Raw genomic sequence first — 26,922 nt, 5'->3', positions numbered from 1 at the left:
GCACCAGCTTCACACGGGCGCGGCCTGCGGACCGCACAGCCCCTCTTCGCCTGTCCCGGCCCCCTGCGGTACGCGTCCCGGTACGGCCCCGGGCGCGGCCCGTCACGCGTCGGGGCGGATCCCCGCGGACCCGGAGACCGTGAGCGCGGCCAGCATCCGCAATTTCTCGTCGCTCTCGCTGTCCTTGTCGGGGTAGTAGACGACCAGAAGGACGTCGTCGACGGGGAGCTTGTCGCGGTGCAGGCGCAGCTCGCCGACGACGGGATGGTGGAACGTGGTGGTGCCGCCCTCGAGGGTGCGGACGTCGTGGCGGGCCCACAGCGTGCGGAACCGCTGGCTGGACAGCGCGAGTTCACCGACCAGCTCGACGAAGCGGGGGTTGTCGGTGTCGTCCCCGATGGTGGTGCGCAGGGTGGCGACGAAGTCGGCGGTGGCCCGCGCCCAGTCCTGGTGGAAGGCCCGCTCCTCGGGATCGAGCAGGAGGGAGCGCAGCCGGTTCTCGCCCGGCCGCAGCCGCGGCGAGAGCGCGACGGCCATCGGGTTGGAGGCCAGCACGTCGAACGCGCGCCCCTCGACGAACGCGGGGATCTGCAGGTGGGCGAGCAGCTCGTGCACGCGCGCCGGCACGTGCTCGGGCCGCTTGCGGCGCGGTGTCCCGGGCCGCGCGGCGACGAGACCGAGCAGGTACGTCCGCTCGACGTCGTCCAGCTGCAGGACGCGGGCGAGCGACTCCAGGACCTGGACCGAGGGGTTCGTGTCGCGGCCCCGCTCCAGCCGCAGGTAGTAGTCGGGGCTGATCCCGGCGAGCAGCGCGACCTCCTCGCGGCGCAGCCCGGGCACCCGGCGGTTGCCGCCGGGCGGGAGCCCCGCCTGCGCCGGGGACACCAGCTCGCGCCGGGCCCGGAGGTAGCCGCCGAGACGGTTGCCGGATTCGTCCTTCATACCCACACCGTAATGCGGCGCCGTCCCCGAGAGGGGGCCCTGGCAGGACCAGGGAAGACGGGGGCTCTGCCACGCCCGCCGGACCGTGCCGACACTGAAGGTGCACGGATCACCCAGGGGCGGCGCCGCACCGCCGCCCGCGGCGCACGGTCGGCGACCCCGTCGGCGCGCCGGACCGGAAGGAAGACTCATGGATCTCTCGAACCGCACCGTCCTCGTCGTCGGCGGGACCTCCGGCATCGGGCGGGAGCTCGCCCGCCGGTTCGCCGCTGCGGGCAGCACCGTGGTCGTCGGCGGCCGCAACCAGGAGGCCCTCGCGGAACTCGCCGGGGAGGGCCTGGGCACCGTCACCGTGGACGTCACCGACAGCGCCTCGGTCGTCGCCGCGCGCGATGCCGTTCTGGCCCGCCACCCCGCGCTGGACACCGTGGTGACGATGCCGGGCGTCATGCTCCTGGAGGACCTGCGCGACCCCGCGCACTTCGAGGCCGCGTGGACGACGGTCGACACCAACCTGCTCGGCACCATCCGGGTCGTCGACGCGTTCACCCCGCACCTTCTCCACCGGGGCACCGGCACCTTCGTCACGGTCACCTCGGGCATCGCCTTCCTGCCCTTCCCGCCCATGCCGACCTACGCCGCCTCGAAGGCCGCGGTGCACGCGTACTCCGAGGCCCTGCGCGCCCAGCTCGACGGCACCGGGGTCGGCGTCGTCGAGCTCGTCCCGCCGGCCGTCGCCGCTGCGGGCCAGGAGAAGGTGGCCCCGCACGCGCTGCCGCTGGACGGCTTCGCCACCGAGGTCATGGACCTGCTCGCACAGGAGCCCACCCCCCGCGAGATCCTCGTGAAGGGCGTCCTCATGCACCGCTGGGCCGAGCGCGACGGCACCTACGACGACCTCGTCGCGCAGCGCTCCCTGGCCCTGTCCATGCTGCCCGGCCGCGACGGCTGAGCCCCCGCGACCGGACCGGCGGCGGCCCTCCCCCGGTCCGTCCGGGACACCTCACCCGTCCAGGACGCCGGGTCCGTCGGGCCCGCCGAACCCGTCCAGCACGCCGAGCCGCGTCGCGCGCAGCCGTTCCGGGTCCGCGATGACGTCCATCGCGGTGATCCGGTCGCCGCTGACCGTGAAGGCGAGCGCCAGGAACAGCCAGCCGCCGGGCGCCATGACCAGACCCACCGACCCGTTGACGAGCGCGGGCGTGCTGAACGGCACCCGGGCCGCTGCCGCGAACGCGCCCTCGGCCACGTGCTGCGAACCGTGCAGGACGATGGGCTCGGGGGTGGGGACGACCTGGCGGTCGGCGCGCAGCACCACGTCCGGGTCCAGGAGCGCGACCAGCGCCTGGAAGTCGCCGCCCCGGGACGCGGCGAGGAACGCCTCGACGACGCGGCGCTGCCGGACCAGATCCGACTCGGACGCGGTCGTGCCGCCCTTCACCCGGCGCCGGGCCCGGCTGGCGAGTTGCCGGGCGGCGGCCGGCGAGCGCTCGATCACCGGGCCGATCTCGTCGAACGGCATCGCGAACAGGTCGTGCAGCACGAACGCGACGCGCTCGGTGGGCGTCAGGGTGTCCAGCACCACCAGCAGCGCCAGCCCGACCGACTCCGCGAGCACCGCCTCCTGCTCGGGGTCGGTCCCGCGCGCCGCCCCGTCCCCGCCGCCGGTGTCCGCTTCGGGCGGGCGCGCCTCCAAGGGCTCCTCGCGCCGCGCCGCGCGGGTGCGCAGCAGGTTCAGGCAGATCCGCGTGACCACGGTGGTCAGCCACGCGGGCAGGTTCTCGACGTCGTCGGTGCCCGCCCGGCTCGCCCGCAGCCACGCCTCCTGCACCGCGTCGTCGGCCTCGCTCGACGAGCCGAGCATGCGGTACGCCACGGCGCGCAGCCGGCTCCGCTCCTGCTCGAAACGCTCCGCGAGGAGGGTGCTGTCGTCCATCCGTCACATTCCTTGATCGTGGCGTGTCATCACGATAGACCCCCCGGAAAGCGGGTGGTGGCACCGGGCGCGGGCCCGGGTCGGGACGAGTTCGGGAGAAGAAATGACGTCATCCATCCTGCTCACCGGTGGTACGGGCACGCTGGGACGCCACGTCGTACCGCTGCTGCGCGGCGCCGGCCACGACTTGCGCATCCTCAGCCGGCAGGCCCGGCCGGCCGCCGAGGGGATCACGTACGCCACCGGCGACCTGCTGGCGGACGAGGGCATCGAGGCCGCCGTGGACGGCGCCGAACTCGTGCTGCACCTCGCCGGCAGCAACAAGGGCGACGACGAGGCGACCCGCAACCTGGCCCGGGCGGCCGCCCGGGCCGGGGTACGGCACCTGGTGACCATCTCGGTGATCGGCGCCGACCAGGTCCCGATCGGCTACTTCCGCGCGAAGCTCGGCGCCGAGCGGGCGGTCGAGGAGTGCGGGGTGCCGTGGACGGTGCTGCGCGCGGCGCAGTTCCACGACCTGACCCTCACCGCGGTCCGGGCGATGGCGAAGCTGCCGGTGCTCCCCGCCCCGGGCGGCCTGCGCCTCCAGCCGGTCGACGCGCGCGATGTGGCCGCGCGGCTGGTCGAGTTGACGGGCGGCGAACCGGCCGGCCGGGTGGCCGACCTCGCGGGCCCGCGGGTCTACCCGCTGGCCGAGCTGGCCCGCGGCTACCTGCGGGCGCGGGGCAAGCGCCGCCCGACGCTCCCGGTCCGCGTCCCCGGCAAGGCCGGCCGGGCCTACCGCGCCGGCGACAACCTCAACCTCGACGCCGACCAGGGCACCCGCACCTGGGAGGAGTTCCTCGCCGAGCGGGTCAACTGACCCCCGCGGCAAGGGCGTGGGCGGAGCCGCCTGACATCGGCCCCGCCCACGGGTCATGTGGGCAGCATCGCGTACGCGCGAACTCCCGCCGTCGCGCGCGCTGACAACGTTGTCAGTCTATACACGGTCACTGCCGGACGGACAGCGTTTCCCGTCATGTCGTGCGCGATCCCGGTGTCGGGCGACACGGGCCAGCAAACGGGTCGGGGCCGACCCCTGTCAACGGGAGCGGTCGAATTGCCGGGCGAGATCCCCGGCGAGGCCCCCGGCGCGCTCTCCCGGGTGGACCCCGGCGGCAACCGGACGGAGCCCGAGCGGAGCGGGCCAAGTACCGGCCGCCGCCAGACCACTACCCGCCCGCCGCTCGCCCGCCGTCCAACCGGCAGCCCGCCGGAGCCCGTCCCGCAACCGCGGCGCGACCGCCGGCACCGCGCGCGGGCCCGCGGGCCCTGCGCGGACCGTTTTTTGCTTACGTTGTAAAAACCTCCGGCCGCCGGTCGCCCCCTCGCGCCCGCACCCTCCCCGGACGTGCGGTGATACGAGTGAGGCGCCTGGTCACGGGCGAACGGCAGGGGTGCGAGTTCTGCGCGGGGTATGGACAGGCCCAACCGCAAGTGCTGTCATGCCGGTTGGCGCCCATCTTTCCAACGTTGGAACAGCGCGAAACCGGGCCTCGGCAGCCCGGCTTCCCCCTGTGCACCCCTGTGTCCTTCCGTTCGCCCCTGCGTACCCCCCACCTCCCCCCCTCCGCAGAAACGGATCACCGTGACCTCCGACGACACCCGAGCCCACGACCCCGGTCGACGCCAACTCCTGGGCTGGACCGCCGCGTTGACCGCGGCAGCGACGACCGGCGGCTGGCTGACCGCGGGCGCCGCCGGTGCGGCCGTGCCCGCGTCCGGCGCGGCCCCGCTCGGCAGCCCGGCCGCCGCCCCGGCCGCCTCGACGTTCACGCCGCTGCGCCCGCCCGCCGTACCGCTGGCCGTGCGCTCGCCGTACCTGTCCACCTGGGTGCCGGCCGACAACCTCGCCGGGACCTGGTCGACCTTCTGGAACGGGCACGTCACCGCGCTGTGCGGGCTGGCCCGGATCGACGGCGCCGGCTACCTGTTCGCGGGCGCCCCGAGCCTGCTCTCCGGCCCCGCCCTGACGTCGATGCAGCAGGACTCGCTCCAACTCACCGCCACCCGTTCGATCTACACCCTCAGCGGCGGTGGCGTGACGTTGACCGTGACGTTCTTCTCCCCCGTCGACCTCGGCGACCTTCAGCGCCAGTCGGTCCCGCTGTCGTACGTCACCGTGAGCGCCGCGAGCAACGACGGGCAGGCGCACGCGGTGGACGTGCACCTGGACGTGTCCGGGGAGTGGGTGCACGGCGACACCTCGACACCGATCACCTGGGCGCAGCAGCAGGCCGCCGGGATGACGGTGCTGACCGCGCAGCCCGCGACGCCCGGCGTGCTCCAGGAGAACGGCGACCAGGCGTCCTGGGGGCAGTTGGTGCTCGCCGCGCCGACCGGTACCGGGCTGACCTGGCAGATCGGCCAGGACACGGTGGTGCGGGCCGCGTCGGCGGGCAACGGGAAGCTGGCCGGGACCGTCGACGGCGGGCAGCCTCGGGCGATCAGCGACCGCTGGCCCGTGCTCGGCCTGAACCGCGACTTCGGCGCCGTCGGCCCGGGGTCCCCCGCACCGGACTTCACCGTCGCGCTGGGCCATGTCCGCACCCCGGCGGTGAGTTACCTCGGCGCCCAGCTCCAGCCCTGGTGGACGCACTACTGGTCGTCGTGGACGGACATGGTGGCGTGGTTCCAGTCCGACCACGCCGACGCCCTCGCGGCGGCGACCGCGCTCGACCAGCGGGTCCACGACGACGCGGCCGCCGCGGCGGGCGGCGGGACCACCGGCGAGCACTACGCGGCGGTCTGCGCCCTGGCGCTGCGGCAGGCCGTGGCGGGGACGGAGCTGGTCGACCGGGGCGGCAGCCCGTGGGCGTTCCTGAAGGAGATCTCCTCCGACGGCAACATGTCCACGATCGACGTCACCTACCCGGCCTTCCCGGCCTACCTGTACCTGTCGCCCGGGTACCTGCGGCTGCTGCTGGAGCCGATGCTGGACTACCCCGAACACGGTGGCTGGCCCAAGGAGTTCGCCGAGCACGACCTCGGCTCGGGCTACCCGAACGCCGCCGGGCACAACGACGGCGACGAGGAGGACATGCCGGTCGAGGAGTCGGCGAACATGCTGATCATGACGGCCGCGGTGATCCAGCGGCTGTCCGCGGCGGACGCGACGGCCTTCGCGCAGGCGCACTATCCGATCCTGCGGCAGTGGGCGGAGTACCTGGCGGCGAACGCGCTCGACCCGGGGTTCCAGAACCAGACCGACGACTTCACCGGATTCATCGCGCACAGCGCCAACCTGGCGCTCAAGGGAATCGTCGGGATCGGCGCGATGGGCGTGGTGGCCGCCGCCGCGGGCAACACCGCGGACGCCGGGCACTACGCGACCGTCTCACGCAGCTACATCAGCCAGTGGACGTCGCTGGCCGCGGACTCCTCCGGCGCGCACCTCAAGCTGGCCTACGACCAGGACGGCACCTGGAGCCTGAAGTACAACGGCTTCGCGGACCGGCTGCTGGGCCTGGACCTGGTGCCGCCCGGCACCGCCGCGATGGAGGCGGGGTGGTACGCCTCTCAGGCAGGGACGTACGGCGTCGTCCTCGACCCGCGCAACGACTACACCAAGGGCGACTGGGAGATGTGGACGGCCGCCTGGCTGGCCGATCACGGCACGATCCGCGACACCTTGGTGAACGGGGTGTACGGCTTCGCGAACGCCACCGCGCAGCGGGTGCCGTTCAGCGACTGGTACACCGTGGCGAGCGCCGCCCAGCGCGGCTTCCAGGACCGTCCGGTGGTCGGCGGGATGTTCGCGCTGGTGCTGCCACCGGCTGCCTCCACGGTGACCTGGCACCGGATCCAGAACCAGAACTCCCTGAAGCTGCTGGCGGTCTCGGGCATGTCGCCGGCCGACTCCGCCGAGGTCACCCAGTACTCCGACAACGGCAGCGCCGACCACCTGTGGACGCTGCTGGACAACGGCGACGGCAGCGTGCGGATCGTCAACCGCAACAGCGGGAAGGTGCTGGCCGTGCACGACCAGAGCACCGACGACGGCGCGCACGCCCAGCAGTACCAGGACAACGGCACGCCGGACCACCTCTGGCGGATCGTCGACACCGGGGACGGCTGGTCGAAGATCGTCAACGTCCGGTCCGGGAAGGTGCTCGCCGTCGACGGGATGTCCACCGCAGACAGCGCGCAGGTCACCCAGTGGACCGACAACGGCACCTCCGACCACCTCTGGCGCCTGATCTGACGTCCGGCGCAGCCGGCCGGACGCCCCCGTTCCCCGTCCCCCGGTCCGGAACCCACCGGCCGGGGGACGGCCGCGCACGCTCACTCCCGCGGCGGACGCCGCACTCCCACCGCACCCCCCCACTGAGGAGCACCCATGGATCGTCGTACCTTCCTCCGCGGCGGCGCCGCCGCACTGGGCGCCGCCGCCTTCGCCGGCCGTATGGTCACCTCTTCGTGGGCCGCCGCCGGCGGCGGCCCCGGGGTGGTGCTGGTCGGGGACACCTCCGGCGGCGGCCTGTACTTCCCCCATCCCGCCGGCCTGACCCGCACCCCGTTCCTGAAGCTGCCCACCGGCAGCGTCACCGCGTCGGGCTGGCTGGCCCAGCAACTCACCCTGGAGACCGGCGGCATCGCCGGCCGCTACGACGAGGTCTCGCACTTCCTGGACACCTCCAGCACCGGATGGATCCATCCGGACCAGGTCGGCTGGGAGGAAGTGCCCTACTGGGTGCGGGGGTTGACCGCACTCGCCGGGGTGACCGGGGACGCCGGGCTGCGCGCGAAGGCCACCACCTGGGTCAACGGCGTGCTGGCCACGGGCCAGTCGGACGGCTTCTTCGGCCCGACGTCGCTGCGCACCTCGCTCGGCGGCGGCCCGGACTTCTGGCCCTTCATGCCGATGCTGCAGGCGCTGTGCACCTACCAGGAGTACACCGGCGACAGCCGCATCGTGCCGTTCCTGACGAAGTTCTTCGGCTACCAGAACACCTTCGGCGCCTCGGCGTTCAACCAGAGCTGGGGCTCGGTGCGCTGGGCGACGACGCTGCACTCGCTGCACTGGCTCTTCGCCCGCACCGGGGACTCCATGCTGCTGGGCCTGGCCGACAAGATCCACCAGTACAGCGCGAACTACGTGAACAACCTGCCGTCGCTGCACAACGTGAACCTCGCCCAGGGCTTCACCGAGCCCGCGTTCGCCGCGCTGCGCGGGGACGCGTCGCTGACCCAGGCGTCGTACCAGGACTACGCGACGATCCAGGGCACCTACGGGCAGTTCAGCGGCGGCGGGTTCGCCGGGGACGAGAATGCCCGGCCCGGGTACGGCGATCCGCGGCAGGCGTTCGAGACCTGCGGGATCGTCGAGTACATGCAGAGCTTCGAGTCGATGGCGCGGATGACCGGCGACCCGAGCTGGGCCGACGGCACCGAGACGCTGGCCTTCAACTCGCTGCCGGCCGCGATGGAACCGGGCCACACCGCACTGCACTACGCGACCGCCGCCAACCAGGTCCAGCTGGACGACTACGACAAGACGCTGCACCAGTTCGACAACACCTTCTCCATGCAGGCGTACCTGCTCGGCGTGGACAAGTACCGCTGCTGCCCGCACAACTACGGCCAGGGCTGGGCCTACTTCACCGAGAACGCCTGGCTGGCGACCGCGGACAACGGGCTGGCGGCGGTGCTCTACGCGCCGACGAAGGTGACCGCGAAGGTCGGCTCGGCCGGCGCCTCGGTGACGGTGACCGAGACGACGAACTACCCGTTCACCGACAGCGTCTCACTGACCCTGTCGACGTCCGGCAGCGTCGCCTTCCCGCTCTACCTGCGCGTCCCCTCCTGGTGCAGCAGCCCGTCGGTGAAGGTCAACGGCGCCTCGGTGAGCGCCTCGGGCGGCGCCGGGTACGTCGCGGTCAACCGGACCTGGGCGAGCGGCGACACCGTCCAGGTCGGCTTCCCGATGGCGGTGGCCACCACCACCTGGACGAAGAACCACGACTCGCTGTCGGTGCACCGCGGCCCGCTGACGTACGCGCTGAAGATCGGCCAGAACTTCCTGCGGCACAACGACCCCACCTCGCACTGGGCGGAGTACCAGGTCTTCCCGACCTCGGCCTGGAACTACGGCCTGGTGCCGGGCACCTTCACGGCCACCACCACCGGCGCCGCCGGCAACCCCTTCACCCCGGACGGCACCCCGGTGGCGATGACCGCGCGGGCCAAGGCGATCCCCAACTGGCAGGCGGACACCCAGGACGTGGTGAACACGCTCCAGCCCAGCCCGGTGGACACCGCGGAGCCGGCCACCACGGTGACGCTGATCCCGATGGGCGCGGCGGCACTGCGCATCACCTCCTTCCCCACGGTCGCCGCGGGCGGCCGCCCCTGGCAGCTCCCGGCCACGCCCACCGCCTCCTGGTGCTGGTCCGGTGACACCGTGAACGCCCTCAACAGCGGCTACACGCCGACCGGTTCCTACGACCAGTCGCAGCCGCGCTTCACCTGGTGGGACCACACCGGCACCAGTGAGTGGGTGCAGTACGGCTACGCGGCGCCCGTGACGGTCTCGGGCGCGTCGGTGTACTGGTACGACGACACCGGTCACGGCCAGTGCCGGGTGCCGGCGTCCTGGCACGTGGAGTACCAGGCGGGGGACGGGTCCTGGCAGCCGGTGGCCGGCGCCGGGGCGTACGGCACGGCGGTCAACGGCTTCAACTCGGTCGCGTTCACACCGGTCACGACCAAGGCGGTGCGGGTGGTGGCGCAGCTCGCGGCGGGCGTGTCGGCGGGCATCCTCCAGTGGAACGTGACGGCCCGTCAGGCGGTGGTGAACGGCAGCACCTGGTACCGGGTGCAGAACAAGAACAGCGGCAAGGTGCTCGCGGTGGACGGCATGTCGACCGCGGACAGCGCGAACGTGGTGCAGTACACCGACAACGGCACCGCCGACCACCTCTGGCAGCTGACCGACCTGGGCAACAACCGCTTCACGGTGAAGAACCGCAACAGCGGGCTGCTGCTGGCCGTGGCCGGCGCCTCGCTGGCCGACAGCGTCCAGGTGCAGCAGTTCCACGACAACGGCACCCCGGACCACTCCTGGCACCTGCTGGACAACGGCGACGGCTGGTTCCGGATCCGCAACGGCAACAGCGGCCTGGTGCTCGGCGTGGACGGCATGTCGACCGCCGACAGCGCGCACGTCGTGCAGTTCGAGGACAGCAGGACCGACGACCACCTGTGGCGCTTCGTGTAGCAGGCGCGCCGCGAGGTGGGGAGCGCCGGCGGTGGAGGCACCACCGCCGGCGCCCGTCAGTGGATCGCACAGGGTCGCGCCGGGGCGTACAACGATGTAAATCCGGGCAGGGAAATGACAGCACGACAGCGGGGTCGTGTCCAGCCCGTTGCGGAAAGAAAAGCCGCCTCCTGGCTGAGTCGTCCCGGACTCTTGACACCCGGTCGGACCATCCCCCATGGTCCTCTACATCGTTGTAAAGGACGCGCTCTCCGGGCCGTCCAGTGTTCGACTGTCCGTCCGTTTCGTCTGCTCCTCCGCTCCTGCAGCATCGGCTGCGCGTGCTCCCTGTTCTCTTGTTCTCTTCCCGCATCGACGAGGATGTGATCGGCGCATGAACGTCTCCCTCCGGGCCAAGGCCGCCGCCGCGGTACTCACCGCCGGCCTGTGCCTGGCCGCGAGCGCCTGCACCAACTCCGGCAACGACTCCGCCGGTTCCGACAAGGGCACGGCCTCGGACAACACCGCGGCCGCCCAGCAGACCGCCACCCCCACGGCGTCCGCCAGCGGTCCTGCCTGCACCTACCAGACCTACGGCGGCGGGGTCCCCAAGCTGGACATCACCGACGGCAAGACGATCGTCGGCTTCTCCCAGTCGGAGTCGACCAGCAACCCGTTCCGCGCCACCGAGACCAAGAGCATCGAGAACGAGGCCAAGGCCAAGGGCGTCAAGTTGATCGAGCGCAACGCCAACGCCGACGTCAACGCGCAGAACTCGCAGATCGAGGACATGATCGCGCAGGGTGCGAAGGTGCTCATCGTGGCTCCGGAGAACTCCGACGGCCTCGGCCCGGCGCTCGCGCAGGCCAAGGCGAAGAAGATCCCGGTGCTCACCATCGACCGGACCGTCACCGGCACCGCGTGCGGCGACTTCGTCGCCTTCATCGGCTCGGACTTCTACGGGCAGGCCCAGATCGCCGCCGACGACCTCGGCGCGGCCACCGGCGGCAACGCCCACGTCGCGATCCTCACCGGCACCCCCGGCAACAACGTCTCGACCGACCGCACCAAGGGCTTCAACGACGAGGTCAAGAAGAAGTACCCGAACATGAAGGTGGTCGCCTCGCAGACCGCCAACTTCACCCAGACCGACGGGCAGAAGGTCATGGAGCAGCTGCTCCAGGCGCACTCGGACATCAACGCGGTCTACGCGGAGAACGACGAGATGGCGCTCGGCGCGCTCCAGGCCATCAAGTCGGCGGGCAAGACCCCTGGTAAGGACATCAAGGTGGTCTCCATCGACGGCACCCAGCAGGCGGTGCAGGACGTGGCGTCCGGCGCGCTGGTCGCCGACATCGAGACCAACCCGCGCTTCGGGCCGCTGGCCATCGAGGCCCTGCAGAACCTCTACGGGACCACGGGTGTACCCGCCGACGTCATCATCAAGGACGGGCACTTCACGTCGAGCAACGCCAAGCAGGCGCTCTCGCAGGGCCTGGTGTACTGACGCCCGCGCGGTGCCGGCGGGGCCCGGAGCGGGCCTCCCGCGGCCCGGTCCCCGCCGTGCACCGCCCCGACCCGTAGCAGTGCGCTCAACTCCGCAGGAGGAGGAAGACGTTGGTCCAGCAGGAGCCGGGCCCCGGCAGCGACGCCATCCTGGAGGTGGCGGGGGTGGACAAGTCCTTCGCGGGCGTCCACGCCCTGCGCGAGGTGGACTTCCACCTGCGGCCCGCCGAGGTGCACGCCCTGATCGGCGAGAACGGCGCGGGCAAGTCCACCCTGATCAAGGTGATGACCGGCGTGCACCGGCCGGACGCCGGCACCGTACGACTCGCGGGCCGGGAGCGGGAGTTCCGCAACCCGCTGGAGGCGCAGGCGGCCGGGATCTCCACCATCTACCAGGAGGTCAACCTCGTCCCGCTGATGTCGGTGGCCCGCAACCTCTTCCTCGGCCGCGAGCCGCGCCGCTTCGGCCTGGTCGACACCCGGCGGATGAACCGCGAGGCGGCCGAGGTGCTCGGCCGGTTCGGGGTGCGCGTGGACGTCACCCGGCCGCTCCGCACGCTCGGCCTGGGCGCCCAGCAGATGGTCGCGCTGGCCCGGGCGGTGCAGGTCGAGGCCCGCGTGGTGATCATGGACGAGCCCACCTCGTCGCTGGAGCCGAAGGAGGTCGAGACTCTCTTCTCGGTCATCCGGGGACTGAAGGAGCAGGGCATCGCGGTGGTGTACGTCAGCCATCGGCTCGACGAGCTGTACGCGGTGTGCGACCGGGTCACCGTCATGCGCGACGGACGGGTGGTGCACACCGGGGAGATCGCCGGGCTGGAGCGCCTGAAGCTGGTGTCGCTGATGCTCGGCCGGGAGATGTCCGCGGTCCGGGACAAGGGCAGCACCGCCTTCGACTCCGACAGCCACGAACTGCGCGACGGCCAACCGGCCCTGCGTGCGGTCGATCTGACGGTACGTCACCGGCTGCACGGCGTATCGGTCGACGTGCACCCGGGCGAGGTGGTCGGACTCGGCGGGCTGCTGGGCGCCGGGCGCAGCGAGACCGCGAAGGCGATCATCGGCGCGCTCGCCACCGAGCAGGGCTCGGTCGAGGTGGAGGGCCGGGCGATGCACCGGCGCAGCCCGGCCTCCTCGATCCGCGCGGGCGTGGTGATGCTGCCGGAGGACCGCAAGGCCGAGGGGGTGATCCCGAACCTGTCGGTGCGGGAGAACATCTCGCTGGCCGCGCTGCCCCGGCTGTCCCGGGCCGGGCTCGTCTCGCAGGCCAAGCAGGACGAGATCGTCACGTTCTTCATGAAGCGGCTGCGGATCAAGGCGTCCGGGCCGGACCAGAAGGTCGGCGACCTGTCCGGCGGCAACCAGCAGAAGGTGCTGCTCGCCCGGTGGCTGTGCCTGAATCCCAAGGTGCTGCTGCTGGACGAGCCGACCCGCGGCATCGACGTCGGAGCGAAGGCGGAGGTGCAGGGCCTGGTCGACGAACTCGCCCGCGACGGGCTGGGCGTGCTGCTGATCTCCTCCGACCTGGAAGAGCTGATCGAGGGATCGGACCGGGTGGTCATCCTCAAGGACGGCCGCGTGGTGGGCCACCTCGCCGGCGACGACGTCACCGAGGACGGCCTGCTGGACGCGCTGGCCACCGCGCCGGAATCACCCGACCTGGCCGCCGCCCCCGAGCCGCCTGACCCGGCGACCACGCCGGAGTCACCCGACCCGGCCGAGCGGCCGCAGCCCGCGGAACCGGCCGCACAGGCCGCACCGGCCGCCTCGACCGGGCCGCAGCCCGCGAACCCCGCGGACCCCGCCGGCCCCGCGCCCGGAGAACCCCGAGAGCACCCCGCCAAGGAGTCGCAGTCATGACCTCCCTCACCTGGCCGGGCGCGGCCCTGGACCGCGGCCGGCTGCTGCGGCTGCTCCAGGAGTACGGCGTGTACGCCGCGCTGGTCGTCCTGTTCGCCATCGCGGTGGGCCTCGACGGGTCGTTCGTCGAGATGAGCAACATCCGGGTGCAGCTCTTCCAGGTCGCGCCGACGCTGCTGGTCGCGCTCGGCATGGCCCTGGTGATCGGCACCGAGGGCATCGACCTGTCGGTCGGCGCCACGATCGCGCTGGCCGCGTCGGTGGTCCCGCTCTACGCCGGCTACGGCCTGTTCGCCGCCCTGGCCATGGCACTGGTGCTGGGCGCGGCCACCGGCGCGGTCGGCGGCGCGATGGTCGCCTTCGCCCGGGTCCAGCCGATCGTGGCGACGCTGTCGCTGATGATCGGCGTGCGCGGCCTGGCCGAGATCGTCAACGGCAACTCGGCCAAGCCGATCACCGAGTCCGGGCTGCTGGACCTCGGCTCGCGCAGCATCGGCGGGGTGCCGGAGATGGCGTGGATCGCCGGGGTGTGCGCCCTGCTGACCGGTCTGCTGGTGCGCCGCACCACCTTCGGCCGGCAGCTCGTCGCCATCGGCGACAACCGCCAGGCGAGCCGGCTGTCCGGGCTGCCGGTGCGCCGGGTGCTGATCACCGTGTACGTGCTGTCGGGGGTGCTGGCCGCGCTGGCGGGCGTCCTGATCGTCGGGCACGGCGCCGAGGCCGACCCGGCCAACCAGGGACTGAACATGGAACTGGACGCCATCACCGCGGTCGTGGTCGGCGGCACCCCGCTGTCCGGCGGCCGGGTGCGCGTGCTGGGCACCGTGGCCGGCGCGCTGTTCATGCAGCTCATCACCGCCGTGCTGACCCAGCACAACGTGCACACCTCCTACACTCAGATCGTCGAGGCCGCCATCATCTGCTTCGCGGTGTACGCCTCCCAGGAGCGAGGTACCCGATGACTTCCACCGCCCTCCAGCCGGCCCCGACGCCGTCCGGCGCGGGCTCCGACGAGCGCGCCGCGCGGGTCCCGGTCCGGGAGCGGGTCGCCTCCCAGGTGCAGCGGCACGGCGCCCTGGCCGTCCTGGTGCTGGTCGTCGCCATCGCCTCCGCGACCTCCTCCACCTTCCCGACCTGGAACAACATCAGCAGCATCCTCGGCAGCAACGCCTTCGTGTGGGTGCTGGCGCTGGGCATGACCTTCGTCATCATCACCGGCGGCATCGACCTGTCGGTCGGCTCGATGTTCGCGCTCGGCGGGGTGCTCGGCGCGTACGGCTCGCGGCACGGCACGTGGCTGGCGATCCTGCTGCCACTGGCGGTCGGCGCTGCCTGGGGCAGCGTGCAGGGCCTGCTGATCGCCAAGGCCCGGATGGCGCCGTTCATCGTGACGCTGGTCGGACTGCTGGGCCTGCGCGGGCTGTTGCAGGCCCTCACCGACGAGGGCGCGACCACGTACCTGGTGCCCGCCCACTCCTGGTTCCGCCACCTGGGCGCCGGCACCTGGACCCCGGTGCTGATCGTGGCGGCGCTGTTCGCCCTGGGCGCGCTGCTGCTGACCCGGACCCGGTTCGGCGCGACGCTGACCGCGATGGGCGGCAACGAGCACGCGGCCCGCCTGATGGGCCTGCCGGTGGCCCGCGCGAAGGTGCTCGTGTACCTGCTGTCCGGCACCCTGGCAGCCGGGGCGGGCGCGCTCGGCGGCGCCCGGCTCGGCTCGGGCGTGACCACCATCGGCGTCGGCTACGAACTGACCGCCATCGCCTCGGTGGTGATCGGCGGCACCCTCCTGACCGGTGGCGCCGGATCGATCGGGGGTACGGTCAGCGGCGTGCTGCTGCTCGCGGTGATCCACAATCTGATCGACCACTACTTCTCCCAGTACGGATCGGCGTTCACCGACACGGTCAACGGCGGTTTCCTGGCGGTGGTGGTCCTGCTGCAGACGCTGCTGAGCCGTACGCAGCAGCTGGAGTGACCAGGCCCGCCGCACCAGGGCAGCACCGCCGCGGACCGGGGGGCCGCAGACCTGAGCCGGACCGCGAGGCAACCGGTCCGACCGAGAGAGGAATCCCGTGGGCGTCAGCCTCAAGGACGTCGCGCTGCGTGCCGGCGTGTCCGTGAAGACCGTCTCCAACGTGGTGAACGACTACCCCCACGTGACGCCCGGCACCCGCCGGCGGGTCCAGCAGGCCATCGACGAACTCGGCTACCGGCCCAACCTGACCGCGCGCCACCTGCGCAAGGGCCGTACCGGCATCATCACGCTGGCCGTGCCGGAACTGGGCAACCCCTACTTCGCGGAGGTGGCCGGCGCGGTGATCGACGCGGCCGCCCGGCACGAGCTGACGGTGCTGCTGGACCACACCGCGGGCCTGCGCGAGAAGGAGGTGCTGGTCTCGCAGGGATTCCGCTCGCACGTCATCGACGGCCTGATCCTCAGCCCGATCCGGCTGGAGGGCGAGGACCTGCTGGCCCGCCCCGAGGGCCCGCCGATGGTGCTGCTCGGCGAGCGGGAGTACGACGCACCGTACGACCACATCATGATCGACAACGTGGGCGCGGCCCGGACCGCGGTGCGGCACCTGCTGGACATCGGCCGGCGCCGGATCGCCTTCCTCGGCGCCCGCCGGGAGAGCGCGCGGCAGCCCGCGCACCTGCGGCTGCGCGGCTGGCGGGAGGCGATCACGGCGGCCGGCCTGGTCCCGGACGAGTCGATGGTCGCCGCCACCGAGGGCTACGACCGCGCCGACGGGGCCGCCGCGATGGCGGCACTGCTGGACCGCGAGGACCGCCCCGACGCGGTGTTCGCCTACAACGACCTGATCGCCCTCGGCGCCATGCGCACCCTCGTCGAGCGGGGGCTGCGCGTGCCGGAGGACATCGCGGTGGTCGGCTTCGACGACATCGAGGAGGGCCGCTACGGCATGGTCTCGCTGACCACCGTCGCCCCGGACAAGGCCGCGCTGGCGCAGATCGCCGTGGACTGCCTGGTGGAGCGGATCGCGGTCGCCGGCGGCGGCGAACCACCCCAGCCGCGCCGCATCCTGCCCGGCTACCGGCTGATCGTCCGGGAGTCCACGGCGGTGCGAAGAAGCTGACGCGGGGGCGGGGCGGGGTGCCGCGGGCCGGGCTCCGGTCCGCGGCACCCCGCCCCGCCGTCCCGCCCTCCGCCCGCATCCCACCCACCGGCCCTCGCCCCAGGATGACCATGCCCCCTGAGTCCCCTGTGCCCGCCGCGGCCCCCGCCCCCGCCGCCTCCCTGCTCCGCTCCGCGTTCGGCACCGCGCCGGACGGCAGCGCCGTCGCGTGCTGGACGCTGGACTCCGGCGCCGGGGTGCGCGCCGAGGTCCTCGGCTACGGCGCCACCCTGCGCGCCCTGCACGTACCCGACCCGGCCGGGCGCGCCGACGATGTCGTGCTCGGCCTGCCCGCGCTCTCCGACTACGCCGGCCGGCACCCGTACCTCGGGGCCGTCGTCGGCCGGTACGCCAACCGGATCGCGCACGGCCGCTTCACGCTCGACGGCCGCACCCACCGGATCCCGGTGAACGACCGCGGGCACGCGCTGCACGGCGGCCCGGACGGATTCCACCGGCGGGTCTGGCACGCCGAACCCGGGCCCGGCAACGGCCCGGAGGCGGCCGCGCTGCGGCTGACCCTGCACAGCCCGGACGGCGACATGGGCTTCCCCGGCGCGCTGGACGTCGAGGTGGTCTACCGGCTGACCGGCGCGGGCACGCTGAGCATCGACTACACGGCGCGGGCGGACCACCCCACGCCCGTGAACCTCACCAACCACGCGTACTTCAACCTCGCGGGCGCCGGGCGCGGCGGCATCCTCGGCCACACCCTGCACCTGGACGCGGCGGCCTACCTGCCCGTCACCGCGGAGGCGGTACCCCTCGGCCCGGCCGCGCCCACCGCCGGCACCGCCTTCGACTTCGGCGCCGCCCGGCGGATCGGCGAGCGGATCGGCGACGACGACCGGCAACTCGCCGACGCCGGCGGCTACGACCACTGCTGGGTGCTGACCGCGCGCGACCCGGCGGGCGCGCCGCGCCGGGCCGCGCGTCTGGCCGATCCGGCCAGCGGGCGGTGCATGGAGGTGTGGACCACCGAGCCGGGCATCCAGGTGTACACCGGCAACGCGCTGGACGGCTCGCTGGCCGGCCCCGCCGGCCGGCCGTACACCCGGCACGGCGCGATCTGCCTGGAGACCCAGCACTTCCCGGACTCGCCCAACCGGCCCGAGTACCCGGCGACGGTGCTGCGGCCCGGCGCGGTCTACCGCAGCCGAACCGAGTTCCGCTTCCCCCACCTGGAGGCACCCTCGACCGCGGCCGCGGTGCCCGACGGCTCGTCCGGGCCGAGCGCCGACGGCCCGAGCAGGGACGCGTCCTCGCCCCTGCCGAGCCCCCGCCTCGGGTAGGCGGGGCGGCCGAACAGCAGCCGCTGGAGCAGGAAGCCGATGCAGAGGGTGGCCGCGCCGGCCACCGCGTCGGCGAAGAAGTGGTTGGCGGTGGAGATGATGACCACGAACGTGGCGAGCGGGTAGCACACGCCGAGCACCCGCAGCCAGGTCCAGCGGGCCAGGAAGAACAGCGTCAGCCCGCACCACGCCGACCAGACGATGTGCACCGAGGGCATCGCCGCGTACTGGTTGGACACCGTGGAGACGTGCCCGGAGTCCCAGGAGCCGTGGGTGTGGTGGCTGACGATGGTGTCGATGAAGCCCTCTTGGATGAGGAACCGCGGCGGGGCGAGCGCGAAGAAGGTGAAGCCGACGAGCGCCAGGCAGGTCGCGGTGTACAGCGCGGTGCGGGCCGCCCGGTAGTACTGCGGGCGGCGGGCGTAGAGCCAGATCAGCACCGCCGGGGTCACCGCGAAGTGCAGCGTGGCGTAGTAGTAGTTCATGCCGACCGTCAGCCAGTCGACCCGGGCGACCGCGTGGTTGAGGCTCAGCTCGAAGTTCACGTGCAGCAGGCGCTCGAAGTGCAGGACCTCGCGGGCCCGGTGCAGCGCCGCGGTCTTCTCCCGCGGGACGTAGCGGCGGGTGCGACTGTAGGCCAGGTACAGCGCGACGGTGAAGGCGAGTTCCAGCAGCAGCCGGGGCCGGTTGCGCGGGCGCATCCTGGCCGGCAGCAGGGGGAACCGCCGTGCGGCGGTGGGCTGCTCGACGGTCTCGACCGGGTCGGCGGTGGTGGTCACAGCGCGCCCCCCGGTCCCGCCGCGGCCCGCCGGCGTGCCTCGGCACCGCCCCGGCGACAGCGGGTCGGTGCAGGTCCCGGCCGCCGCCCGCGAGGTGACGGGCTCGGCAGGCTCGGCGGATACGCCAGCAGCATGCGGTCGATCTCTCTTCCCGAACGATCCGGCGACAAGCCGGGCGACCCGCCCGACACTACATCGGACACCAAAACGTCCGCCTACCGATACCGGGCGGACATCTCTGCGCATGCGGCGCGATCACGGAGCGTACCGGTCCTGGCCCGGGTGGCCAAGTCGTGGGCGGGGACGGCCGGATGCGCGGCGCACCCGCTGGGGAGGTCCGCGATCCGGCGGCCGGGCCGGGCACGCGCGCGCCGGCGGTCGCTGTCACCGTGGGTGATCCGGGTGATCTTGCCCACACTTCCCGAACGTCCCGACCGGTACGTGGAGCTTCGGTGAAGCAACCGCGAGCGCGGCTCCCGCGCCGCGAACTCCCGCAGCCTCCTGCGCCGTTCGTCCCTTTCGTCAGCTCATGTCGGCCATGTTCGCCATGTCCCGCGAGAGGTCGGGGCCGGCGGAAGGTCAGGGTGCGGAGGAGTCCTCGGGGGTGCCCGTACCGGCCCCGCCGTCCCCTCCCCCGTCCGCACTCTCCGCACCGTTCGCACCGCTCGGGGTACCCGGCGTCGTCGAGCCGTCCTGCGGGTTCGAGGTGTTCGACGTGTTCGCGGTGGACAGGGTGCTCGGGGTGCTGCTGGGGCGGGTCGTGCGCTCCGGGTGCGCCGCCCGCTCCGCCTCGATCGCGGCGAGGGCCTGCTCGTCGGCGAGCGCGATGGCCAACTGCCCGGCCGCCGTCGGGTGCAGCGGCGCCTTGTCGCCGGCGTCCTGGACGTACGGCTGCGTGCTGCACAGCCGGTGCCCGTCGAAGCCCGGCCGGGCGACCGCGAAGTGGAAGGTGTCGGCGCCGCTCTCCAGCACCGCGTTGAGGTCCGACAGCCGCGAGCCGAGGACGTCCGCCTTCTCCCGGGTGATGCCGTCCTTCTTCAGGCACCCGGTGTCCGGCCCGAAGGGCTCGTAGTACTCGTTGATCAGGACCGCCGGGTGGTGCGGCAGCGCGGCGAGCTGTTCGAGCAGGTCGAGGTAGTCCTGGCTGAAACCGGCCAGCTCCTCCTTGAAGTACGCCGTGGACGCCTCGTCGTCACAGACCGGGGCCGCCGCGCACAACCCGGTCAGCACCGCCCAGTTCAGGTCGTTGGCGCCGATGCTGACGATGACGGCGGACGCGCCGGTGGCCCGCTGGGCGACCGCGAGCTGCGGCGGCACCACCTTGTCGCCGCGGACCTGGACCCCGAGGATGCCGTCGCTGACGGTCGCGCCCTGGCAGGCGAGGTTGAGCACCTTCCAGCCGTTGGCGGAGGCGAGGTCGGCCGCGTACGCGTCGGAGCTGCGGCCGCAGGCGCGGTCCAGCGCGGTGGGGTGGTCGACGAGCGGGTTGCCGATGCCCGCGGCGGTGGAGTCGCCGAGCACCACCGCGTGGATGCCGGGCAGCGCGGGGCCCTTGGCGGCGGCCACCGGCTGCGCGCGGGTGCGGCCGACCAGGTCGTCCAGGGTGTGCACCTGGCGCAGCGCCCGCGGCGTTCCCGAGGCGAGCAGGTAGACGCCGACCGCGTTGGCCGCGCTGACCGTGACCAGGGTCGCGGCGAGCATCGCCAGCATGGTGCGCGGGGAGGTGCGGCCCACGCCCGCGACGGCGATGGCGATCACCCCCGCGCAGCCGGCGGCCACCAGGGTCTCCCAGATGCAGTAGCGCTTCCAGCCCGCCGCGAGCTGCCGGCTGAGCACCGGCACCAGCGCGTTGCCGCCCTCGGCGTGGAACGCCTGGTTCACCTGCGAGTCGAGGGTGATGTGGGCGAGCTTGAGCCGGGGGCGGATCGGACCGTCGAAGCGCGGCTGGGTCGGGATCGCCTCGCCGAACAGGTCCAGCTCCCCCGGCCCCGACCCGCTCAGGCCCGGCTCGGCCGCGCCCACCTGGACGTTCTGCCCGGCCGCGGAGACCGACTGCATGGGCGTCAGGCGCACCGCGAGCCAGATCCCGGCGGCGCTGGCGACCGCGATCAGCACGGCGACGAGCAGCAGGTTGCGGCCGCGGCGCAGCCACCGGGCCCTGCCGTTACCCATCCGCACGAGCCGCACGCGCTTCCCTCTCGTTGTCCGGGCGCGCCGTGGTGCGCGTCCCGTCCCGTTCCATCCTGCGCGGCCGACCGGCCTGATCGCCTCCGCACGACCCGAACGGGGGAACGCGGGGAATCCGGTGGGACAGCCACCTTCACCCGGCCCGCCACCCGCCCGGTCCCGCGCCACGGCCGCCCCCTACCGTGGAGGCATGTACCGGCTGCGCCCGTTCGAACCCGCCGATGCCCCCGCACTGACCGCGCTGCTGCACCGCGCCTACGCCGAACTGGCCGCCAGGGGACTGAACTTCACCGCGGTCGACCAGTCCGAGGAGACCACCTTGCGCCGGGCCGGCACGGGCGGCTCGTGGCTGCTCGTGGCCGGCACCGAGATCGCGGCGACCCTGACGATGACCCTGCCGCCGCACGAGCCGCTGCGGCTGCTGAGCCGTACGGCGGCATCGCCCGCCCGGGCCTGGCTGAACCAGATGGCGGTCGACCCGGCGCGCCGCGGTGAGGGGCTCGCCTCCCGGCTGTGGCAGGTGGGCCGCGGCTGGGCCCGGGACGCGGGTGCCTCGCACATCGGCGTGGACACCGCGGTTCCCGCCACCCATCTGGTCGACCTGTACGCCGCGTGGGGGTTCACGCCCCGCGAGACCATCCAGTGGCCGGGCAAGACCTATCGCAGCGCGGTCATGGAGCTCCCGCTCGCCGGCCGCCGCCCGCCCACGGCGACCGCGCCCGCCGGCTGAGCCGCGCCGCTCCCCCGGCCGGCGCCGATTCCCCTGGACGCCCCGCGCGGTGCCCACCGCGCGGCGCGCACCCGCTTATACCGTGAGGGGATGATCGAGCGCATCGGGCTGGTCGTGCACGGGGGCAAGCAGGTCGCGGTGGAGGCCGCGGCACACGTACGGGCGTGGGCCGACGGACACGGCGTGCCGTGCGTGGAGATCGACGTGTGGGACACGCCCGAGGACGAGGACGAGGGCACCGCGCGGCGGCTGAGCGCGCTGGAGGAGGCCGAACGCGCCGGGATGCCGGACGTGGTGGTGACCGTCGGCGGCGACGGCACCCTGCTGCGCGGGGTGCGGGTGGCGGCGGCGGTGGACGCGCTGGTGCTCGGGGTCGACGTGGGCCGGGTGGGGTTCCTGACCGAGGTGAGCGTGCGGGACCTGGCGGCGGCACTGGACGCGGTGCACGACGGCACCGCGCTGGTCGACGCCCGGCTGATGCTCACGATGCGGGCCTCGCGCCCGCTGGAGATCCCGGCCGGCATGCGGGCGCTGCTGCGCTACGGCCGCGGCCCGCTGCTGCCGCCGCCGACACCCCGGGAGGGCGACCCCACCCACGCGGGGTGGGGCGTGCCGCTGGACGTGCTGGGCCTGAACGACGTGGTGTTCGAGAAGCTGGCCCGGGACCGGCAGGCGAGCGTCGCGGTCTACGTCGAGGGACGGCTGTTCGGGTACTACTCCGCGGACGCGTTCGTGGTGGCCTCCTCCACCGGGTCGACCGCGTACAGTTTCGCGGCCGGCGGCCCGATCATCTCGCCGCACCTGGACGCGCTGGTGTTCACCCCGGTGGCCCCGCACATGGCGTTCGACCGCAGCCTGGTGCTGTCCGCCCGCGAGCAGCGCGTCGCGGTGCAGGTGCTGCAGCACTCCGGGCGGGTCGCGGTCAGCGTGGACGGCCGGCTGTGCGGGGTGCTCGACCCGGGCGACTGGGTGACGGTCTACGCGGCGCGCCGGCGGGCGCGGCTGGCGCGGCTGGCCGACACCGACTTCCTCGGCCGGGTCCGCGACCGGTTCGGCCTGGCCGACGCGCCCGCCGCGCTGGCGGACGGCTGCGCGCCCGCGGAGTACCAGCCGACCGAACCGCTGCCGGACGACCTGGCGCACCCGGGACCGCCCGACATCCACTGACGCCCCGGCACATCGGCGCTCCGGCGTCGTGCGCGGCGCGGCGCGTGGCGCGCCCGGCGCGCCCGGTGGCGCGCGGGAGCGCGGGGGCACACGTCCGGCGGGCGCGCGTCCGGCCGGTGCACGGATGCGCCGACGGCGTACGCTCCCGGCATGAGGGACAGCGAATTCGTACGGCGGATCATCGGCATCCTCACCGAGGCACGGCAGATGCAGGTCCTGCTGGAAGAGGACCCCGACCGGCAGGACATCTCGGGCGACAACGTACGGGCGCTGCTCAACGAGACGATGCCGACGATCGAGTTCCCCGCCGACGCCACCCCCGGGGAGATCGGCGAGGCGCTGAGCATCCAGCTCAGCCCGGTGATCGAGCGCCTGACCGGGGCCTTCTCGCTGATCTTCCTCCAACTCGCCGACATCCACGACGCCGGCCGCACCGACGTCAGCTCGGCGGACATACTCCAGGACCTCGCGCTGCGGGCCGACGAGCTGTGGCCGGGCGAGGACGAGACGTGAGCGGGCCCGCAGGTGCCGTGGCCCGCACCGCGCGGGCCACGGCACCGGTCACCGCTGTCAGTTGGCGGTGACCGTCGAGGGCAGGGCGAGGGTGCCGGTCAGCGGCAGGTTCCGGGACGAGTCGCCGACGAGGATCTGGTAGTTCCCCGCCGCGGCCGTCCAGTTGCCGGAGCCGGTGTCCCAGGACGCGAGGTCGTGGGTGCTGACGGTGAAGGTCACCGTCCCGGAGGCGCCCGGGTCCAGCGCGATCCGCTGGAAGCCCTTCAACTGGTGCGGTGGCTCTCCCGCCGCGCCGGGATCGCCGACGTAGAGCTGCGCGACCTCCGCGCCGGCCCTGCCGCCGGTGTTGGTGACGGTCGCGGTCACCGTGGCCCTGCCTCCCGAGAGCGCCCCGACGTGCAGGCCGGAGAAGGCGAAGCTGGTGTACGACAGGCCGTACCCGAACGGGAAGAGCGGGGCGACGTTCTTCGCGTCGTACCACCGGTAGCCGATGTCCAGGCCCTCGGAGTACTCGACCTTTCCGTCGGTGCCCGGCCACTGGGCGGTGGTGTTCGCCGGGACCTGGGAGAGCGAGGTCGGGAAGGTCACCGGCAGATGGCCGGAGGGGTCGGCGTCGCCGAACAGCAGCGCGGCGATGGCCTCGCCCCACTCCTGGCCGTCGTAGAAGCCCTCGAAGACGCCGGCGACCTGGTCGAGCCACGGCATGAGGATCGCCGCGTTGTCGTTGAGCACCACGATGGTGTGCGGGTTGGCCGCGGCCACCGCGGAGATCAGCGCGTCCTGGCCGCCCGGCAGGTCGAGCGAGGTGTTGTCGGCCTCCTCGTGGCCGTAGTTGTCGCTGGCGAAGACGACCGCCACGTCGGAGGAGCGGGCGAGCGTGGCGGCCGCGTTCTGGTCGGTGCCGTCGTTGTAGGTGACGGAGGTGCCGGTACCGGCCAGCCGGTCCTGGATGCCGATGATCGGGGTGTAGGTCCCGGCGCTGGTGACCGTGCCGCTGCCGCCGCCGATGGTCTGGGCGCCGGGGCCGGCGTCCTGGCCGATCACGGCGACGGACTTCGTGCTCGACGTGCTCAGCGGCAGGATGCCGTTGTTCTTCAGCAGGACGGTGCCCTCCTCGTCGCCCTTCAGCGCGACCTGCGCGTGCGCCGGGGTGGTGACGATCGCGGTCTTGGACCCGGAGGGCGCCTTGTCGAACATGCCGAAACGGAACATCTGGGTGAGCACCCGGGAGACCATCGTGTCCACGGTGGCCTGGCTGACCTGGCCGTCCTGCACGGCCTGGATCAGGTAGTCGGCGTAGTAGTAGCCGCCCGGCATCTCCACGGTCAGCCCCGCGTTGGCGGAGTCGACGGTCGAGTGGATCGCGCCCCAGTCGGACGTGACGAAGCCGGTGAACCCGGCCTGCTGGTAGAGCGGCTTGTTGAGGATGTCCGGGTTCTGGCAGGACGGCACGTTGTTGACGTTGCTGTACGCGCACATCACCGCCGCCGCGCCGCCCTGCTGGATGGCGGTCTGGAACGCGGGCAGGTACATCTCCTGGAGCGTGCGCGCGTCCACGTCGACGGTGCCCGCCGGCTGCTCGATGTTGTACGCGGCCGCGTGTTTGACCTCGGCCATCACGCCCTGGCCCTGGATGCCCTCGACGTCGGCGGCGCCCATCTGCCCCGACAGGTACGGGTCCTCGCCGAACGTCTCGTACGCACGGCCCCACCGGGGGTCGCGCACCATGTTGACGGTCGGGCCGAGCGCGACGTTCACGCCCTTGGCCGCGAACTCCTGGCCGACCGCGGTGCCGTAGTCCTGCTCGTAGGCGGTGTCGAACGTCGCGGCGGACACCAGACCGGAGGGCATCTGCGTCACCCCGCCCAGGCCGTCGCCGACCCCGGCCGGGCCGTCCTCGAAGTTGACGTCGGGGATGCACAGCGACGGGTTGCCGATGATCTTGCCGATGTAGTCGGGTGCGTCGGTGCCGTGCAGCATCGCGACCTTCTGCTCCAGCGACATCTGGCCCATGAGCTGCGCGACGCGGGTGGCGGCCGGCGCGGTGGAGTTCACCCAGGGGCAGGTGCCGGGTGCGGGCTGGGTCGGTGGCGGCGGCACGGTGCCGGTGACGTCGCCGACGGTGCGGACCTGGAACTCCCACAGCGCGTAGCCGTATCCGGTGGCGCGCGTGGTGCCGTACATCCGCACATAGCGGCCGGTACCGGTCACGTCGAGGGTCTGCTTGCCGCCGGTACCGGTGGTGGTGGAGTAGATCGGGCTCCACGACGAGCCGTTGTCCGACACCTGGATCTGGAAGCCGGTGGCGTAGGCGTTCTCCCACTGGAGCACCACCTGGCAGATCGGCAGGCTCGCGCCGAGGTCGACCTCGAACCACTGCGGATCGGCGTAGGCGCCGGCCCACCGGGTCACGGTGCTGCCGTCCACGCCGTAGTTGGGCGCGTAGCCGGGGTCGTCGTCCTGGACCGAGGACGCGGTGGCCGGGTGGCCGAGGGCGGCGTTGGTGGTGCCGCAGCCGCCGGGCGGCGTGCCGCCGCCGGTGCCGGTGCCGCCGGTGCGCACCTGGAACTCCCAGAGGGAGTAGCCGTATCCGGTGGCGCGGGCGGTGCCGTACATCCGCACGTAGCGGCCGGTACCGGTCACGTCGAGGGTCTGGGTGCCCCCGGTGCCGGTCGTGGTCGAGTAGACCTGCGTCCAGGTGGAACCGTTGTCCGAGACCTGGATCTGGAAGGCGGTCGCGTACGCCGTCTCCCACTGGAGCACCACCTCGCAGACCGGCACGCTGGCACCGAGGTCGACCTGCAGCCACTGCGGATCGGCCGCGGCACTCGACCAGCGCGTGCCCGCGTCGCCGTCGACCGCCGCGGACGCCGGGGTACCGCCGTTCTCCGTCGAGGAGGCGGTGGCCGGCTGGTCGAGCGCGGAGTTCGCCGAGCCGCAGGAGGCGCTGCTCCCCCCGGTGAGGGTGCCGTGGACCTGGAACTCCCAGAGCGAGTAGCCGTATCCGGTGGCCCGCTTGGTGCCGTACATCCGGACGTACCGTCCGGAAGCGTTTACGGCGATGGTCTGAGTGCCGCCGGTGCCGGTCGTCGTCGAGTAGGCCGGCGTCCAGGTGGAGCCGTCGTCGGACACCTGGATCTGGAAGGCGGTCGCGTACGCCGTCTCCCAGGTCAGCCCGACCTGGGTGATGCTCGCCGTCGCGCCGAGGTCGACCTGGAGCCACTGCGGATCGGCCGCGGCACTCGACCAGCGCGTGCCCGCGTCGCCGTCGACCGCCGCGGACGCCGGGGTGCCGGCGTTCTCCGTGGAGGAGGCGGTGGCCGGTTTGCCCTGCGACAGCAGGCTCGGGCCGGCCGCGTGCGCGGGTCCGGACCCGGCGAACAGGGTGGCGGTCATGGCCATCACGGTGACGGCGACCAGCCACGCCCAGCGGATTCTTCGGGCAGCGGCGCGCGCCGCTGCCCGACGGGTGGAGGACATGGATCTCCCTCGCGGTGTGGGGGGTTGGTGGGGTCTGGGTGGGGGGTGGGGGACTTCGAGGCGGCCCAGAACGGGAGAGCGCTCTCCCGCATCGGGAAGTGAACAGCGCGGGCGACGCGGCCGTCAAGGGCGGCCCCGTCACAACTTGCTCTG

At 73.1% G+C, this 26,922-nt stretch carries 17 protein-coding genes and 1 pseudogene; 13 read left to right on the top strand and 5 right to left on the bottom strand.

What is annotated here, in order from left to right; all coding sequences use genetic code 11:
• Positions 1–102: 102 nt before the first annotated feature.
• Entirely contained in the window at positions 103–942 is an 840-nt protein-coding gene (locus C4U44_RS32985) for a helix-turn-helix transcriptional regulator (RefSeq protein ID WP_103889745.1), read from the bottom strand.
• A 190-nt stretch (positions 943–1,132) separates the two neighbouring features.
• Here C4U44_RS32985 and C4U44_RS32980 point away from each other — a divergent pair, with 190 nt between their 5' ends.
• Positions 1,133–1,894, top strand: a complete 762-nt coding sequence (locus C4U44_RS32980) for an SDR family oxidoreductase (RefSeq protein WP_103889744.1) — start codon at positions 1,133–1,135, stop codon at positions 1,892–1,894.
• A gap of 51 nt (positions 1,895–1,945) precedes the next feature.
• Here the strand turns inward: C4U44_RS32980 and C4U44_RS32975 are convergent, their stop codons facing one another.
• The gene (locus C4U44_RS32975; RefSeq protein ID WP_103889743.1) at positions 1,946–2,878 is read right to left on the bottom strand and encodes a sigma-70 family RNA polymerase sigma factor; all 933 of its coding nucleotides are present in this window, start codon (positions 2,876–2,878) and stop codon (positions 1,946–1,948) included.
• Between the two features lie 103 nt (positions 2,879–2,981).
• Between C4U44_RS32975 and C4U44_RS32970 the strand changes: the two genes are divergently transcribed.
• The 9 genes from C4U44_RS32970 to C4U44_RS32930 all read left to right on the top strand — a co-directional run bounded on the left by C4U44_RS32970 (position 2,982) and on the right by C4U44_RS32930 (position 17,913).
• Positions 2,982–3,740 carry an SDR family oxidoreductase gene (locus tag C4U44_RS32970; protein WP_103889742.1) on the top strand — a complete coding sequence of 253 codons (759 nt, stop codon included), beginning with the start codon at positions 2,982–2,984 and terminating at the stop codon, positions 3,738–3,740.
• Positions 3,741–4,505: 765 nt separating this feature from the next.
• The gene (locus tag C4U44_RS32965; protein ID WP_235032525.1) at positions 4,506–7,121 is read left to right on the top strand and encodes a glutaminase domain-containing protein; all 2,616 of its coding nucleotides are present in this window, start codon (positions 4,506–4,508) and stop codon (positions 7,119–7,121) included.
• A gap of 135 nt (positions 7,122–7,256) precedes the next feature.
• Positions 7,257–10,136 carry an RICIN domain-containing protein gene (locus C4U44_RS32960; protein ID WP_103889740.1) on the top strand — a complete coding sequence of 960 codons (2,880 nt, stop codon included), beginning with the start codon at positions 7,257–7,259 and terminating at the stop codon, positions 10,134–10,136.
• A 373-nt stretch (positions 10,137–10,509) separates the two neighbouring features.
• On the top strand, positions 10,510–11,622 hold the full coding sequence (locus C4U44_RS32955) for an ABC transporter substrate-binding protein (protein ID WP_103889739.1): 1,113 nt from the start codon (positions 10,510–10,512) through the stop codon (positions 11,620–11,622).
• Between the two features lie 110 nt (positions 11,623–11,732).
• Positions 11,733–13,481, top strand: a complete 1,749-nt coding sequence (locus C4U44_RS32950; RefSeq protein WP_103889738.1) for a sugar ABC transporter ATP-binding protein — start codon at positions 11,733–11,735, stop codon at positions 13,479–13,481.
• On the top strand, positions 13,478–14,443 hold the full coding sequence (locus C4U44_RS32945) for an ABC transporter permease (RefSeq protein ID WP_103889737.1): 966 nt from the start codon (positions 13,478–13,480) through the stop codon (positions 14,441–14,443). The genes C4U44_RS32950 and C4U44_RS32945 overlap by 4 nt, the downstream gene beginning before the upstream one ends.
• Positions 14,440–15,459, top strand: coding sequence for an ABC transporter permease (locus tag C4U44_RS32940; protein ID WP_103889736.1), 1,020 nt, complete (start codon positions 14,440–14,442; stop codon positions 15,457–15,459). The genes C4U44_RS32945 and C4U44_RS32940 overlap by 4 nt, the downstream gene beginning before the upstream one ends.
• A 97-nt stretch (positions 15,460–15,556) precedes the next feature.
• On the top strand, positions 15,557–16,582 hold the full coding sequence (locus C4U44_RS32935) for a LacI family DNA-binding transcriptional regulator (RefSeq protein ID WP_103889735.1): 1,026 nt from the start codon (positions 15,557–15,559) through the stop codon (positions 16,580–16,582).
• A 110-nt stretch (positions 16,583–16,692) separates the two neighbouring features.
• A complete protein-coding gene (locus C4U44_RS32930) occupies positions 16,693–17,913 on the top strand; it encodes an aldose epimerase family protein (RefSeq protein WP_103889734.1) in 1,221 nt (406 codons plus the stop codon).
• A 38-nt stretch (positions 17,914–17,951) separates the two neighbouring features.
• Here C4U44_RS32930 and C4U44_RS42930 read toward each other — a convergent pair.
• Positions 17,952–18,614, bottom strand: a pseudogene (locus C4U44_RS42930) (phosphatase PAP2 family protein); the annotation flags it as partial.
• Positions 18,615–19,271: 657 nt separating this feature from the next.
• A complete protein-coding gene (locus tag C4U44_RS32920) occupies positions 19,272–20,864 on the bottom strand; it encodes a GDSL-type esterase/lipase family protein (protein WP_235032524.1) in 1,593 nt (530 codons plus the stop codon).
• A 205-nt stretch (positions 20,865–21,069) separates the two neighbouring features.
• On the opposite strand from C4U44_RS32920, the gene C4U44_RS41745 reads away from it, so the two are divergent.
• From C4U44_RS41745 to C4U44_RS32905, 3 genes are all read left to right on the top strand, one after another.
• Positions 21,070–21,609, top strand: coding sequence for a GNAT family N-acetyltransferase (locus C4U44_RS41745; protein ID WP_160145164.1), 540 nt, complete (start codon positions 21,070–21,072; stop codon positions 21,607–21,609).
• A 90-nt stretch (positions 21,610–21,699) separates the two neighbouring features.
• Entirely contained in the window at positions 21,700–22,776 is a 1,077-nt protein-coding gene (locus C4U44_RS32910) for an NAD(+)/NADH kinase (RefSeq protein ID WP_103889733.1), read from the top strand.
• 150 nt (positions 22,777–22,926) lie between these two features.
• Positions 22,927–23,289, top strand: a complete 363-nt coding sequence (locus C4U44_RS32905; RefSeq protein ID WP_103889732.1) for a hypothetical protein — start codon at positions 22,927–22,929, stop codon at positions 23,287–23,289.
• A 57-nt stretch (positions 23,290–23,346) separates the two neighbouring features.
• Here the strand turns inward: C4U44_RS32905 and C4U44_RS43515 are convergent, their stop codons facing one another.
• Positions 23,347–26,691 (bottom strand): discoidin domain-containing protein, encoded by a 3,345-nt coding sequence (locus C4U44_RS43515; RefSeq protein ID WP_103889731.1) that lies wholly within the window; start codon positions 26,689–26,691, stop codon positions 23,347–23,349.
• Positions 26,692–26,922 lie beyond the last annotated feature (231 nt).

This window comes from Actinacidiphila yanglinensis, from assembly GCF_900107965.1.
GTDB lineage: Bacteria > Actinomycetota > Actinomycetes > Streptomycetales > Streptomycetaceae > Actinacidiphila > Actinacidiphila yanglinensis.
This window is presented reverse-complemented; position numbering and strand designations above follow the sequence as displayed.